The sequence below is a fragment of the Nocardia sp. BMG51109 genome (assembly GCF_000526215.1).
GTDB lineage: Bacteria > Actinomycetota > Actinomycetes > Mycobacteriales > Mycobacteriaceae > Nocardia.
Window position 1 is genome coordinate 3,282,762 of record NZ_JAFQ01000004.1, and the last position, 14,295, is coordinate 3,297,056.

Genomic DNA, 14,295 nt, shown 5'->3' on the forward strand with positions numbered 1-14,295 from the left:
TGTCCGTACCCTGGGCGCGGCCGGTCAGACCTCGCCGAGAACGGGCTCGGACCGATTCGCCGGGGTCCGGCGATCGCAGTTCGTGGCACCGCAATTTCGTACGGCGCCGACGACGGCGATGTCGTACGTTAGGACGCATAGCGAAATCCAGTCAATAGTTTCCCTGTCGACGATTTCAAAGAGCGCGGACCCCAGATTTAACCTACCCGCTATTTACATCTCGGCCATCGATAGCGATACTGAGCGGTTGGCCGAGCTGATGGCCGCTATGATGCCTGCTGTGAGTACTCATAAAATTGCAGGTCATGACGTGTTTGCCGGGAATGAATAGTACGTGCGCCCCACTTCCGGCGCGAGTTGTGGTATGTGCCGGTAGTCACCGGCCGGGCGAATGCCGGCGAGTCCGAGATGGCCGAGCCGAGGCGCCGAGGTTAATTATCAGAAAAGCATGCGAATTCCTTACATACATGCTGAGTGATAGCCCACGATGGTTTTACCAGATGGAAACATCAATACAGCTTTATTAATGCTGAAAGGTTGCCAGGAGTTCGTCGGAGCTGCGTGCCGGGGGGTGCGCGGCACCGGATAAGGTGCGGCGGTGCACGAGTTTTCCGCGGCGCCGCACGGGTGGCCGGACCCGGTCCGCGAGGTGTTCGCCGAGGCGGCTTTCGGAAATCGTCCCGGTATCGCTGCCGGTGAATTGCCGAGCGCCGCCGGCCCCGTCGAATCCTGGTTGCGCGCGGTCGTCCTGGGCGGCCGGGGCAGGTACGCCGCCGCCCGCGCCGAACTGTGCCGCACCCGCCGCGCCACCGCGGATCCGGTGCTGCGCTCGCTGGCCACGAGCACCGAGGCATCGCTGCTGCGGCAGCTCGGCTGGCATGCGCGGGCGGCCGCGCTGGACGGCCGGGCGCTCGCCCTGGCGCTGCCGGATGTGCCGAACGGCGACGAACGGCGGGACGCCGTGCGTTCCGAGGCGGTTTGCGACGCGTTGACCGGATTGGCCGCCGACGCGCTGGGCACCGCCCGGCCGGATCTGTCGGCCCGGCTGCTGGAACGTTGCCAGGGCTATCTCGAGGTCTTTCCCGGCGGATCCGGCGACCGCCGCGTGCGGCTGCGCTGGCACTGGGTGTCGGCCGAGACCGCCCTCGCGGCCTCCGGCGGGGTGCCGATCGCCACAACGGCGCTGCGGCATGCCGAGACCGCGCTGGCGCTCGCCGAGCGGTGTCCGTCGGTCCGGCATCGCGTCAAGACCCGTCTACTTCTCGCCGCCGCCGCGGCGGCCGCCGGCGATCTCGACCGGTGCCGCACGGCGGCCGAGATCGCCTCGGCCCAGAGCCGGGACAACGGCCTGCTGCCGCTGCGATGGGCGTGCGCGATGCTGCGGGCCGGAGTCGGTGCGGGATCGTCGGCCGCGCGGGCGGCGGCGGAGGCGAACGCCTGTGCGCAGGCACTGGCCGGGCAGGGTGGTTTATTGCGCTCCGAGGGCGGGGTTTCGCGTGATGATTGAGCACAGGTGTCGCCCGTCTCGTCTTGGGCAGCCGCTATTGTTGGAGCCGTTCCGCCGACCGGCGGAAGCACCGGTCACGACCGACCGTGCCACTTGTAACGCCAGGACTACTTCTGACGATGACGCACACGGGCGAAGAGTTGGACGCCGCCGTTGCTGCCGCAGGGCAGGGCGATCGTTCGGCTTTAGCTCAGGTACTGGAGATCATCCGCCCCCTGGTGGTTCGCTACTGCCGAGCGCGGATCGGATCCGCGGAGCGTGGGCAGCTCTCCGCGGACGACGTTGCGCAGGAGGTCTGTCTTGCCGTAATGACCGCCCTGCCCCGTTATCAGGACCAAGGGCGGCCGTTCATGGCCTTCGTGTACGGAATCGCTTCGCACAAGGTTGCCGACGCACATCGTAATGCCGCCCGTAACAAGGCCGATGCGATGGCCGAAGTACCAGATGTCATATCCACCGACCAGGGGCCGGAGCAGCGCGCTCTCGATTCCGAAACCAGCCGGCAGATGAACAGTTTGCTGGCGACGCTTCCGGAGAAGCATCGAGAGATCCTGATCCTGCGATTGGTCATGGGTCTGTCAGCAGAAGAAACTGCTGCCGCCGTGGGCAGTACGGCGGGAGCTATACGGGTAGCCCAGCACCGGGCGCTCGCGAAACTGAAGTCACAAGTGGCGAGGGCAGGTGAAATGTATGGCTAGGGATGGCGAGCGCGGTCGGGGCGACTGGAAGGCGCGACGTGGATCGCACAACAGCGATCCCTACGCCGACGCATCCGGTGACACCGGGCCGGTCGACATCGCCGCGGTCCGCCGCGACGACACGTTGATCGATGCCATCGCCGGGGACGGACCCGTAACGACCGACAGCCCCGAGGAGTATCAACTCGCAACCCTCCTCGCGAACTGGCGGGCAGAGATCGTCGAGGAGCCGTTGCCGGGCGGGCCGGATCTGGATGCCGTTGTCGCGGCGGTCAATCAGGAGATCGGCGCGCGGCAGGCGAGGGTTAACGTCGGTCGGCGAAGTCGTCTGCGGTTGGTTCGCCCGCTCATGGGCGCGGCGGCCGCGGTGGCACTGATCTTCGGTGGTACGACGGCATTCTCCTACAGCGCGCAGCCGGGTGATCCGCTGTGGCGGGTCAAGGAGGTGGTGTTCAGCCAGCAGGCGCAGACCACCATCGCCCAGCGTGCCGACGACGATCTGACCGCGGCGCAGAACTTCATCGATCAGGGCCAGCCGGAACGGGCCCAGCCCCTGCTGGAGGGGGTCCGCCACACCGCCACCCAGGTGGACGACGGCCAGCGCAAGCACGAATTGGAGGAGCGCTGGAACCAGCTGGTGGCCCAGTTGAACGCGAAGGCGCCCGATATCGCGGCGTCGCTGGCCCCGCTCACCCCGTCGAATACGAGCGGTCGGCCGCAGCCGTCGACGACCGATCGGCCGGGCAGCAGGCCCACCACCACTCCCGATATCGGGATTCTCGGTGGCACCGGGTCGAACGAACCCGACTCCGGGGAGCCGAGCACCAAGCCCGGCTCCACGGCGCCGACCTTCCCGTCGCTGCCCACCAGCGGGCTGCCGACGCTTCCGCAGGAACCACCGTCGAACGAGCCGACCGCCGGGCCGACCACCATCGGCTCGACGGGGGCATCGATTCCGGATTTCCCGTCCGGGCGCCCGGGCTCGAGGCCCGATCAGAACACCGTCCGTCCGAGCCTGCCACAGGTCGGGCCGACCACGGTCATTCTTCCGCCGGCCGGATCGTTGCCGGGCGGACTCAGATAATCGGCGGAATGCCGGTGCCACGCAGGGCCATCGGCCCGCGGCACGGCCGATCGTTCGGCATTCGGCCACATTCGGGACATATCACCCGATCGCCTCGCGGCGGTCGGTTTCTTCTGTGCGCCGACGTGGTTTCGTCACGAACGGCGGGTTCGGTCACGAACTCGCCTCCGGCGGGCACGGTTCAGGCGTCGAAACCCTCGAACCCGTCGCCGTGTAGCGCCTCGTTCATCGACGCGTCGGCGTACCCGCGGCAGTAGTCCCACGTGACGTAGGCCTCCGGTGTCGGGTCGTAGGCGGGCTCGTGCGGGCGGACCGTGCCGTCGACCAGCAATTGAAGCAGGTTGGCGCGCAACATGTCCCAGTCGTGATAATGATCTTGTCGGCAGTCTTCGCAACTGACCACGAGCCCGCGGATGCCGCGGTGCGCCAGCAGTGCCTCGTAGACGGCGAGATCGGCGAGATCTTCCTCGACCGCTAGGCGCTCGTGAGGATCCAGCGGTTCCCCCGGCTCGATGGCATCGAGCGCGGCCGACGGGTCGGAGGGATCTCCGGCGAACGGATCCGGCGGCAGGCCAGGTGGTAGATGGTCACGCACAATCCCACGGTACGCAGAACAGGGGTGCCTGCGCCAGCGCTGGCCCCAATTTGCTGAGGGGGTGTCGAATCGCCGTGCCGGACGGTGTCGGTTCCGGCGGCTCGACCATCAGCGTAACGTCATCGGGTGCGCGCGGCAGTGTCGGCGGGGCCGTCCACGGGGTGTGGTGGAGATTACTGGCCCGAGTCGCGTGGCCGCTCGATTTGCGCGGTCGATACCATGGACGGCACAGGTGCCGGGTATCGCTCTTCGGCTCCGCCATTCCGTCAGACGTACGTGATCCGGGGCCCGTTCCCGGATCGTTGCATTCGAGGTCCAGGAGGGGTCGATCCGATGAGTAGTCCCGTGATGGGCGAACACGCCGTCCGCCCTCATACGGGCGGTGACGATCCGAACAAGATCGCCATGCTCGGCCTCACGTTCGACGACGTGTTGTTGCTGCCGGCCGCGTCGGATCTCATTCCCAGCTCGGTGACGACCGCGAGCCGGCTGACCCGGGACATCACGTTGCGCACCCCGCTGGTGAGCTCGGCGATGGATACCGTCACCGAGGCCCGGATGGCGATCGCGATGGCCCGGTCCGGCGGTATGGGGGTCTTACACCGCAATCTGGCCGCCGCCGATCAGGCCGCGCAGGTCGAGACCGTGAAGCGCTCCGAGGCCGGCATGGTGACCAATCCGGTGACCTGCCGCCCCAACGACACCCTCGCCGAGGTCGACGCGATGTGCGCGCGCTATCGCATCTCCGGCCTGCCGGTGGTGGACGAGACCGGCGAACTGGTCGGCATCATCACCAACCGCGACATGCGCTTCGAGGTCGACCAGAACCGCCGCGCCGCGGAGGTGATGACCCCGGCGCCGCTGATCACCGCGCAGGAGGGCGTGACGGCCGAGGCCGCGCTGGGGCTGCTGCGCCGGCACAAGGTCGAGAAGCTGCCGATCGTCGACGGCAACGGCCGTTTGCGCGGGCTCATCACCGTCAAGGATTTCGTCAAGACCGACCAGTACCCGAACGCCACGAAGGACCGCGACGGCCGGCTGCTGGTCGGCGCGGCGGTGGGTGTCGGTGACGACTCCTGGTCGCGCGCCATGACACTGCGCGACGCCGGGGCCGACGTGCTGGTCGTCGACACCGCGCACGGCCACCAGGTGCAGGTGCTGCAGATGGTCTCCAAGCTCAAGGCCGAGGTCGGCGATCGCGTTCAGGTGGTCGGCGGCAACGTCGCGACCAGGGCCGGCGCGACCGCGCTGGTCGAGGCCGGCGTCGACGCGGTCAAGGTCGGTGTCGGGCCCGGCTCGATCTGTACCACGCGGGTGGTCGCCGGGGTCGGGGCGCCGCAGATCACGGCGATCCTCGAGGCCGTCGCCGTCTGCAATGCCGCGGGTGTCCCGGTGATCGCCGACGGCGGTGTGCAGTACTCGGGCGATCTCGCCAAGGCCATCGCCGCGGGCGCGTCGACCGTGATGCTCGGCTCGCTGCTGGCCGGCACCGCCGAGTCGCCGGGTGAGCTGATCCTGGTCAACGGCAAGCAGTTCAAGAGCTATCGCGGCATGGGCTCGCTGGGCGCCATGCAGGGCCGCGGCCAGGCCAGGTCCTACTCCAAGGACCGCTACTTCCAGGACGACGTGCTCGCCGAGGACAAGCTCGTGCCGGAGGGCATCGAGGGCCGGGTGCCGTTCCGCGGCCCGGTGAACCAGGTGATCCATCAGCTGGTCGGCGGCCTGCGCGCGGCCATGGGATATACCGGCGCGCAGTCGATTCCGGATCTGCAGCGGGCGCAGTTCGTGCAGATCACCGCGGCCGGGCTCAAGGAGAGCCACCCGCACGACATCACGATGACCGTCGAGGCGCCCAACTACACCGGCCGGGGCTGATCGTCCGTCCGGCTGCCACGTAGCCGGGGCTCGGGAACGGCGGTGCCCTGGAAACCCGCGGTGCCCCGGGAACAGCGGTGTCGCGGCGACAGTGGTGGCGCGGGAACGGCGGTGTCGCGGCGCGTGACTACCGTCGCGCACCGGGGCGGCGGTGCGGCCTCGTCCGGACCGGATATCTCGGGCCGCTCCCGTGGCCCCCGAAGCCGTGGCTTGCGGCGAGAGCTGGGACTATGGGAGCGTCCGCCGACGGAACACGAGTCGGGGCACCGTGCTGTGCCGTGCCCGGGCACGGCATCACACACGAAGGAGAACACCAGTGCGCGACATGGTCGAGATCGGTATGGGCCGGACCGCCCGGCGTACCTACGAACTGGACGATGTCGACATAGTTCCGTCGCGGCGGACCCGTTCGTCCCAGCAGGTCTCGCTGTCCTGGCAGCTGGACGCCTACCGGTTCGACATCCCGCTGGTGGCTCACCCGACCGATGCCCTGGTGTCACCGGAGTTCGCCATCGAGCTCGGCCGGCTCGGCGGGCTCGGCGTCATCAACGGCGAGGGCCTCTGGGCCCGGCACGCGGATGTGTCCGCCCGGATCGATCAGCTGCTCGAGGTGGCCGAGAAGGAGGGCACCGAGGCGGCGGTCGCGCTGCTGCAGCAGCTGCACGCCGCGCCCATGCAGCCGGATCTGCTGGCCGCCGCGGTGTCCCAGGTGCGGGGTGCGGGCGTGACGGTGGCCGTGCGGGTCAGCCCGCAGAATGCCCGGGTGCTGACCCCCGCGCTGGTGCAGGCCGGCGTCGACCTGCTGGTCGTGCACGGCACCATCATCTCCGCCGAACATGTGCGCGGCAGCGTCCACGCGGTGTCCGCGGCCACCCCGGCCGACGCCGACGAGCCCGTCACCACGCTCGAGCCGCTGAACCTGAAGACCTTCATCGCCGATCTCGACGTGCCGGTGGTGGCCGGCGGCGTCAGCGATCACCGCACCGCCTTACACCTGATGCGCACGGGCGCGGCCGGCGTGATCGTCGGCTACGGCTCCACCCCGGGCGCCACCACCACCGGCGAGGTGCTGGGGATCGGCGTGCCGCTGGCGACCGCGATCGCCGACGCCGCCGCCGCCCGCCGCGACTACCTCGACGAGACCGGGGGCCGGTACGTGCACGTCATCGCCGACGGCGACATCGTGTCGTCCGGGCAGCTGGCCAAGGCCATCGCGTGCGGCGCCGATGCGGCGATGCTGGGGGTGCCGCTGGCGCTGGCGCAGGAGTCGCCCGGGCGCGGGTGGTACTGGCCGTCGGCGGCCGCCCATCCGTCGGTGCCACGCGGTGCGCTGCTGCGGTTCGCCGACGAGGACGAACGGCCCACGCTGCAGCAGGTGCTGTACGGCCCGTCCAGTGACCCGTGGGGCTCGGTGAACCTCGTCGGGGGCCTGCGCCGCTCGATGGCGAAGGCCGGCTACAGCGAACTCAAGGAATTCCAGAAGGTCGGGCTGACGGTCCGCGCCTGACCATCCGTCTCTCCGGTCGCGGCCGCGCGCTCGCCCCGGCTCCTCCGCGCCCCTCGCCCTGAGCCTCGACTCTGGTGTTTCGGCTGTTGCAGGTGTCGTCCCTGTCTTTCCGCTGTCGTGAGTGTCGCCCCCTGTCATTCCGGCGTGGGTCGGCGATCTGGGTGTCGGTGTGGCGTGACGGTCAGCTCGCGCGCAGCACCACGTCGTCGCGCAGGAATTCGCGAATGGCGGCGTTCACCTCGGCCGGATGCGTCATGTTCACCGCCTGGCGGGCGCCCTCGATCTCCAGATACTGCGAATTCGCCAGTCCGCGAGCCATTTCCGCGGCGTGCGCGCGCAGCAGGCCGGCGCGGGTCGGGTGGATCACCAGCGCCGGGCAGGTGATCTCGGGCAGCCGCTGGAGGATCGAGTCGCGGCCGAGCAGGCACCCCGCCGCCACCTCGGTGGCGTGTGGATCCTGCGCCAGCCAGCGCTGGATCCACACCGTGCGATGCCAGGGGTCGTCGCCGATCAGCCAGTGCGCCAGATGGTCGGCCAGCGCGCGCCGCGCGGCCGGCTCGTTCCACCGGTCCAGGAATCTGCGCGAGGTCGCCAGCTCCTGCGTGGTCGCGCCGTGCGCCTCGGTCGCGATGAGGATCAGCGCCGATACCCGTTCCGGCGCAAGCAATGCGGCGCGCATGGCGCTGAACCCGCCCTGCGAGGTGCCGCCGACGACGGCCCGCTCGATCCCGAGGTGGTCCAGGACGGTCAGGGCGTCGCGGGCGGCGGTCCAATAGGTGAACGGCAGGCCCTTGTCGCGGGTGTGGCCGTGGCCGCGGGCATCCCATGCCACGATGCGGAACTCCGGGCACAGCGCGGCGACCTGAGGCGCGAACATCGTTCGGTCCATGAAGAATTCGTGTCCGAGGAGCACCACCGGGCCGTTGCCGCCACTGTCCTCGTAATGGATGTCGGCATCGATCGCACGGGCGAATGGCACGAGCACGAGGATAGCTGGAACGGCCCCGGCATACGGCCGGGTTCGGTGACAGATCGCAGCGCTCCGCGATCCGCGCCCGCCGCCGGGCTGCTGCCGGTTCGCCGAGCAGGGGGCCTTGTGTCGCATGGTGATTCGCGGTATAGATGTCCGGCTCGTTGCTCCGGCACATGATCGCGGCGCTTGTCGCGGGATCGCTCGCGGTGGCCGAACGGGCGGTGGTGTGCGCAGTGGGGACAGGGGTGACCTGCGCCGGACGTCGGGCGGCCCGGGTTCCGTGCGACACCTGGAAACCGCCGCGAGCCTCTGCCCGGCCCGCCGCGAGCCTCTGCCCGGCCTGCCGCGAGCCTCTGCCCGGCCCGCTGTGCGTCGCTGTCTGGCCCGCCTGTGGGTCGCTGTCTGGCCGTCCGCTGTGGGGTCGCTGTCTGGCCCGCCTGTGGGTCGCTGTCTGGCCGTCCGCTGTGGGGTCGCTGTCTGGCCCGCCTGTGGGTCGCTGTCTGGCCGTCCGCTGTGGGGTCGCCGTCGGCCCGCTGTGCGTCGCTTCCCGGACCGCCCGGACCGCCGCCCGGACCGCCGCCCGGACCGCCGCGCGGTGCCGTCTGGACCGCTGCGGCCGTCATCGATCCGGGAGAGACTCCGGGCGAGGTCCGGGAGTTGTCGGCAATCCGGACGGTGCCGCGCGGACCGGTTCGCCCGGGCACAGGTCGCGCCGGCGCGCTCATTAAGCTGAGCGCGTGACAGAAACCCAGCGACCGGTCCTCGTCATCGACTTCGGGGCGCAGTACGCGCAGCTGATCGCCCGGCGGGTGCGCGAATCCTGCGTCTACTCCGAAGTGGTTCCGCACACCGCGACGGTCGAGGAGATCGCCGCGCGGGAACCGGCCGCGGTGATCCTGTCCGGCGGTCCGGCCAGCGTGTACGCCGAGGGCGCCCCGCAGTTGGATGCGCGGATGTTTGACCTCGGTGTGCCGGTTTTCGGTATCTGCTACGGCTTTCAGGCGATGGCGCGGGCGCTCGGCGGCACCGTCGCGCATACCGGAACCCGCGAGTACGGCCGCACCGAACTGAACATCGGTGCCGAATCCCGCGGCGCCGAATCCCATGGCGGCGTGCTGCACGGCGGCCTGCCCGCCGTCCAGCCGGTGTGGATGAGCCACGGCGACGCGGTCACCGCCGCGCCGTCCGGATTCGAGGTCACCGGCACCACGGCGGGCTCCCCGGTGGCGGCGTTCGAGGACCGGGAGCGGCGCCTGGCCGGCGTCCAGTACCACCCGGAGGTGCTGCACTCGCCGCACGGCCAGCAGGTGCTGAGCCGATTCCTGCACGAGCTGGCCGGCATCCCGGGCTCGTGGACCTCCGCCAATATCGTCGACCTGCTGGTGGGCCGGGTGCGCGAGCAGATCGGTGACGGGCACGCCATCTGCGCCCTGTCCGGCGGGGTGGATTCGGCGGTCGCGGGCGCGCTGGTGCAGCGTGCCATCGGCGAGCGGCTGACCTGTGTATTCGTCGATCACGGCCTGCTGCGCTCCGGGGAGCGCGAACAGGTGCAGCGCGATTTCGTGGCCGCGACCGGGGCGAAGCTGATGACCGTCGACGCGGTGGACACCTTTCTCGGTGAGCTGAAGGGCGTCACCGATCCGGAGGACAAGCGCAAGATCATCGGGCGTGAGTTCATCCGGTCGTTCGAGGACGCGGTCGCGCGGATCGTCGAGGAGAGCGGTGCGGCGGGTTCCGCTGCCGTATCCGAGGGGCGCTCCGCAAGCTCCGCTCCGGCTGTGGAATACCTGGTGCAGGGCACCCTGTACCCCGATGTGGTGGAGTCCGGCGGCGGCGCGGGCACCGCGAATATCAAGAGCCATCACAACGTCGGCGGCCTGCCCGAGGATCTGGAGTTCGAACTCGTCGAGCCGCTGCGACTGCTGTTCAAGGACGAGGTGCGCGCGGTCGGCCGGGAGCTCGGACTGCCCGAGGATATCGTTGCGCGCCAGCCGTTCCCGGGCCCGGGCCTGGCGATCCGGATCGTCGGCGAGGTCACCGGCGAGCGACTCGACACGCTGCGCCAGGCCGATGCCATCGCCCGCGAGGAGCTGACCGCGGCCGGCCTGGACCGGCAGATCTGGCAGTGCCCGGTGGTGCTGCTGGCCGATGTGCGCAGCGTCGGCGTGCAGGGCGACGGGCGCACCTACGGTCACCCGATCGTGCTGCGCCCGGTCTCCAGCGAGGACGCCATGACCGCCGACTGGACCCGCCTGCCCTACGACGTGCTCGAGCGCATCTCCACCCGGATCACCAACGAGGTCGCCGAGATCAACCGCGTCGTGCTCGACGTCACCAGCAAGCCGCCGGGGACCATCGAGTGGGAGTGAGCCGTGTCGGACGGCCCCGCAACAGCTTTCGTCTCACGGCACTTTTCATCTGGTGGTAATGGTGCCGTGCCTTCCCGTGCCGGTGCGGTTCAGGCCGTACTGCGAGGGTGGGCGGCCGGTGCTCGGGTGAGTCGCCGGGCCGTTCGGCCCGGCCGTGTTGGGGAGGTAGCCGATGGCGGCACAGGAATCGAACCGTTCGAAAGGCATGTGGGCCAGGCCGTTCGCGGCGCTCGCCGCGCTCGGGATGGCCGTGTTCGCGACCGCGGCGGTATTGCTCGGCGGTAGCGGGGTCGCGCCGGAATCGGCCGGTACGCCGGCGGTGGTCGGGCCGGCCGACGTGCGGTTGGTCGCGGACGAGGTGCCCGACAATGCCCGCAGGACATTGGAGCTGATCGATGCGGGGCAGTGGCCGGACGCGGCCGGCGCGCCCGGTACGCAGGGCGGTGGCACCTGGAACAACCGTGAGGGCCAGTTGCCCGCCACCGACGGCAGCGGGAACAAGATCCGCTATCAGGAGTGGGACGTGAATCCCAAGCAGGAGGGGCAGTCTCGGGACGCCGAGCGAATCGTCACCGGCAGTGACGGATCGGCCTGGTACACCGGCGATCACTATCGCAGTTTCACCAGGATGCGCTGACGACAGCAGCCGGGGCCCGGATCCGATCCGAGCCCCGGCGGCCTGGTGACGATCAGTTCTTCTTCTTGCGCGGCGCGACCACCAGGGCGATGCCGACCACGATCGCGGCGGCCACCACGATCCAGCCCACCGGGATGATGCTGTGCACCGGCCACGCGGACGGGCCGATGAAGGCCCACACGCTCACCAGTAGCGCCAGCACCCCGGCCAGCAGCAGCGAGAACGACGGTCCCCGACGGGTTTCCGAATTGTCAGCCACGTTTCACCTCCGCGTTTCCGGCGTGCACATCGACATTGACGGTGAGTACCGGGCCGCCGGCCGGGCCGGTGAGTCCGGGCGGGCACGCGACCTCACCCATATCGGCCGTGCAATTGGCCTGCACCCGCATGGATTCCGGGACCAGCACCCGGAAATCGCCCATCTGGACGGAGACGTTCACCGTCCGGTTCTCGGTGAGCGCGAGCGAATGCAGGTCGAGGGTTCCCGAGCCAATGTTCACCCGATAGTCGGGGTTCAGGTCGGCCACCGTGGCCGGCGTCCAGGTGTGCTCTCCCATTGCGGCGCGGTCGAATTCGACCGGCCCGACCATCGATGCCAGGATCACGAAGCCCGCCAGCGGCGCCAGCACGACCATCAGACCGTATCCGCGGCGCAGGAAGGCACCGGCGATCAGGCCGAGGCCGACCACCGCCAGCGCTACCGCGCCGACGCGGCCGGGGGTCATCCAGTCCACGCCTGCGGCGGCCAGGGCGCCCGCGACGGCCGCGGCCAGGATGGCCAGCCCGATCACGATCGCGGTGAGCCGGGAACGGGGTCGCCGCTGCGGTGCGGCCGGCACCGCGACCGGTGCGGCCGGGGCCGGATCCGGCAGGGTCCATGCCAGCGGGGCCACTCCCAGCGGATCCCAGCCGGGCGGGGTGGGACCGGGGTGCGCCGGGCCCGGGACGGTGCGGGTGCGCGCGTCCGGGGCGGGCGGGAAGGACGGAATCGACTGTCCCCCTCCGGGTTCACCGGTCGGCGGTGGCTCCTTACCCGGAAGTACTTCGGTGGTGGAGTCGCTCTCGGGAGCATCGGCGGCCGAATTCCGCTGGGCGGTACCGGAATCGGTGGTGGCGTCCGCTGCCGCCGACTCGGCCGGGGGATCGGCCCGCAACACCCCGGTATCGTCCTGCCGCTCGTCCGACTGTGGCCGGGACAGCACGTCGGTGGCGGTGCCGTCCGGCGGTGTCGTCGAAAGCGGTGTCGTCGAAACTGGCGCCGTCGATGGCGCGGTCGTCGAAAGGCCCTGTCCGGACGCGTCTTTCGGCTGGTCCGGTTCGTAGTGGTCGGGCAGCCTGGTGTACGGACCGTAAGTAGGGCCGGGCCAGGGCGTCGCACCGGGGAACATGGCGCCCGGATATCCGGTGGGGGCGACGCCGCCCTCGGCGAGCAGCTGATCGTAGCCGTCGGCCGGTGGTTCCGGTTGGCGGAGATAGAGCAGCCACCAGCCGGCCAGCATCAGGGCCAGGCTGATCAGGCCCGAGCCGCCCAGCCCCACCCCGACCGGACCCATGGTGCTGGCCGCGATGGCCAGCGCCACCAGCAGCACCACGGTCTTGGTCGGCGACTGGGAGCTCTGCCCCCTGCCGAACAGGCCCTCCGTGGCCGACACCTGATCACCGGCCGCGGGCAGCAGCAGCCACGCCACGAGATACAGCACCACGCCGGTGCCGCCGAAGATCGTCGCCACCACGAACACGACCCGCACCAGCACCGGATCCACCCCGTAGCGGCGCCCGAACCCGGCGGCTACGCCGGCGACCGGGCTCTGCCGCGGCAGCCGCAGCGGCCGCGTCCGCCACAGATGGTGGAGCTGATCGTTGAATCCCATCCGGCCGGTCCCGCCGGTCCCGCCGTTGTGTCTGGTCATGCTCTCCATGGTGGCGTTCGCGGAGGTGGGACCGCATCGGGGATCACCCTGAACACCATCCTGAACTCCACCGGACAGGTCCGGTACGCGCGGCCCGGCGGTCACCGCCGATCCGGGTGTGACCAGAGGTCCGGTCGTCACCGGTCCCGCCGGTCCCGGTCCGGCGGCAATGTTCCGGCCACCGGGGAACCGGTCGGTACCGTGACGAAACCGTTGCATACCAACGGATGTCGGCCGTGCCATCATGGGACCAGCCGTCCGGCCCGCACCCGACGACCGGGGGCACAGGGATGAAGGTGCGCGACATGTCCGACGATGTCGAGGTGGACCCGGAGCTGCTGCGGCGCGCGGCCGACGCCATCGGGAGTGTTCGGGACAGAATGTCCGGGGTGGCGGATGCCGCCGAGTCGGCACTGAGCGCCGGATCGGCTCCGTGGGGTAACGATCGGTTCGGCAGCAGATTCGCCGACGGCCCGGACGGATTCGTGGCCGCGGCCGACAACGTGACCGGCGGTACCCGGGCCGTGGCCGAGTCCCTCGCCGAGGTCGAGACCGGCCAGCTCGAGGCGGCCGACGCCCTGGAGGCGAGCGACACACAGTCCGCCGAAGGATTCGACTGACCGGAGACGGCGATGGGCAGCAGGGGCGTCGACGCGGAGTTCGCCACCGAGCTCGAGCACTTCAAGCAGCGGTTGCGCACCGTCGCCGACATCCAGCAGCGGCGCAACCGGCTGACGGCCGCCGCCTCGGTGCGGGACGGACGGGTGCACGTGGCGGTCAATGCGGACGGCGTCCTGATCGAGACCCGATTCGCCGCCGACATCGATGAGCTGGGCTACGACGAGATCGCCGCGGCGGTGACGGCGGCGGCCCAGCAGGCCGCGGCCGAGGTGGCGCGCCTGGCCGACGAGCTGATGGCACCGCTGCAGGAGCAGCGGGCCCGGTTCCCCGACCTGTCCGAATTCGCCGATGACCTGCCGGAGCTACCGGCGCAGTTCCCGGTGCCGCGGGCGCCGACGACCCCGCCCCGCGCACCGGATTGCGGCGCGGGGCCGCCCACGCGGCCGGAACGCGCCGACGGGGCCGACCGCGACGGCGGCGGCGCGGGCAGCCTCGGCTGGAGCTTGTGATTCGAGGCCG

At 70.3% G+C, this 14,295-nt stretch carries 13 protein-coding genes; 9 read left to right on the plus strand and 4 right to left on the minus strand.

Annotated elements, in window-relative coordinates; all coding sequences use genetic code 11:
- Positions 1 to 598: 598 nt before the first annotated feature.
- The 3 genes from D892_RS0116305 to D892_RS0116315 all read left to right on the plus strand — a co-directional run bounded on the left by D892_RS0116305 (position 599) and on the right by D892_RS0116315 (position 3,289).
- A complete protein-coding gene (locus tag D892_RS0116305) occupies positions 599 to 1,507 on the plus strand; it encodes a hypothetical protein (protein WP_024802265.1) in 909 nt (302 codons plus the stop codon).
- A gap of 119 nt (positions 1,508 to 1,626) precedes the next feature.
- Positions 1,627 to 2,205 carry a sigma-70 family RNA polymerase sigma factor gene (locus tag D892_RS0116310; protein WP_024802266.1) on the plus strand — a complete coding sequence of 193 codons (579 nt, stop codon included), beginning with the start codon at positions 1,627 to 1,629 and terminating at the stop codon, positions 2,203 to 2,205.
- Positions 2,198 to 3,289, plus strand: coding sequence for an anti-sigma-D factor RsdA (locus tag D892_RS0116315; RefSeq protein WP_024802267.1), 1,092 nt, complete (start codon positions 2,198 to 2,200; stop codon positions 3,287 to 3,289). Before D892_RS0116310 ends, D892_RS0116315 begins: the two co-directional genes overlap by 8 nt.
- 181 nt (positions 3,290 to 3,470) lie before the next feature.
- Here the strand turns inward: D892_RS0116315 and D892_RS0116320 are convergent, their stop codons facing one another.
- Positions 3,471 to 3,884: a DUF5319 domain-containing protein gene (locus D892_RS0116320; protein ID WP_024802268.1), complete on the minus strand. Its 414-nt coding sequence runs from the start codon at positions 3,882 to 3,884 to the stop codon at positions 3,471 to 3,473.
- A 333-nt stretch (positions 3,885 to 4,217) separates the two neighbouring features.
- Between D892_RS0116320 and guaB the strand changes: the two genes are divergently transcribed.
- Both guaB and D892_RS0116330 read left to right on the plus strand, forming a co-directional pair.
- Positions 4,218 to 5,759 (plus strand): IMP dehydrogenase, encoded by a 1,542-nt coding sequence (gene guaB / locus D892_RS0116325; RefSeq protein ID WP_084161092.1) that lies wholly within the window; start codon positions 4,218 to 4,220, stop codon positions 5,757 to 5,759.
- A gap of 316 nt (positions 5,760 to 6,075) precedes the next feature.
- Positions 6,076 to 7,266, plus strand: a complete 1,191-nt coding sequence (locus D892_RS0116330; protein WP_024802270.1) for a GuaB3 family IMP dehydrogenase-related protein — start codon at positions 6,076 to 6,078, stop codon at positions 7,264 to 7,266.
- A gap of 181 nt (positions 7,267 to 7,447) precedes the next feature.
- Here the strand turns inward: D892_RS0116330 and D892_RS0116335 are convergent, their stop codons facing one another.
- Positions 7,448 to 8,245 (minus strand): alpha/beta fold hydrolase, encoded by a 798-nt coding sequence (locus tag D892_RS0116335; protein WP_024802271.1) that lies wholly within the window; start codon positions 8,243 to 8,245, stop codon positions 7,448 to 7,450.
- Positions 8,246 to 8,976: 731 nt separating this feature from the next.
- Here D892_RS0116335 and guaA point away from each other — a divergent pair.
- Both guaA and D892_RS0116345 read left to right on the plus strand, forming a co-directional pair.
- Complete coding sequence (guaA, locus tag D892_RS0116340; protein WP_024802272.1) at positions 8,977 to 10,608, plus strand: glutamine-hydrolyzing GMP synthase; 1,632 nt, start codon at positions 8,977 to 8,979, stop codon at positions 10,606 to 10,608.
- Positions 10,609 to 10,780: 172 nt separating this feature from the next.
- A complete protein-coding gene (locus D892_RS0116345; protein ID WP_232236098.1) occupies positions 10,781 to 11,245 on the plus strand; it encodes a ribonuclease domain-containing protein in 465 nt (154 codons plus the stop codon).
- Between the two features lie 52 nt (positions 11,246 to 11,297).
- Here the strand turns inward: D892_RS0116345 and D892_RS0116350 are convergent, their stop codons facing one another.
- Positions 11,298 to 11,504 carry a hypothetical protein gene (locus D892_RS0116350; protein WP_024802274.1) on the minus strand — a complete coding sequence of 69 codons (207 nt, stop codon included), beginning with the start codon at positions 11,502 to 11,504 and terminating at the stop codon, positions 11,298 to 11,300.
- Positions 11,497 to 13,155, minus strand: coding sequence for a PspC domain-containing protein (locus tag D892_RS0116355; protein ID WP_024802275.1), 1,659 nt, complete (start codon positions 13,153 to 13,155; stop codon positions 11,497 to 11,499). Before D892_RS0116355 ends, D892_RS0116350 begins: the two co-directional genes overlap by 8 nt.
- Before the next feature lie 305 nt (positions 13,156 to 13,460).
- On the opposite strand from D892_RS0116355, the gene D892_RS0116360 reads away from it, so the two are divergent.
- Together D892_RS0116360 and D892_RS0116365 are read left to right on the plus strand one after the other, a co-directional pair.
- The gene (locus tag D892_RS0116360; RefSeq protein WP_198036907.1) at positions 13,461 to 13,775 is read left to right on the plus strand and encodes a type VII secretion target; all 315 of its coding nucleotides are present in this window, start codon (positions 13,461 to 13,463) and stop codon (positions 13,773 to 13,775) included.
- Positions 13,776 to 13,787: 12 nt separating this feature from the next.
- A complete protein-coding gene (locus D892_RS0116365; protein WP_024802277.1) occupies positions 13,788 to 14,285 on the plus strand; it encodes a YbaB/EbfC family nucleoid-associated protein in 498 nt (165 codons plus the stop codon).
- Positions 14,286 to 14,295 lie beyond the last annotated feature (10 nt).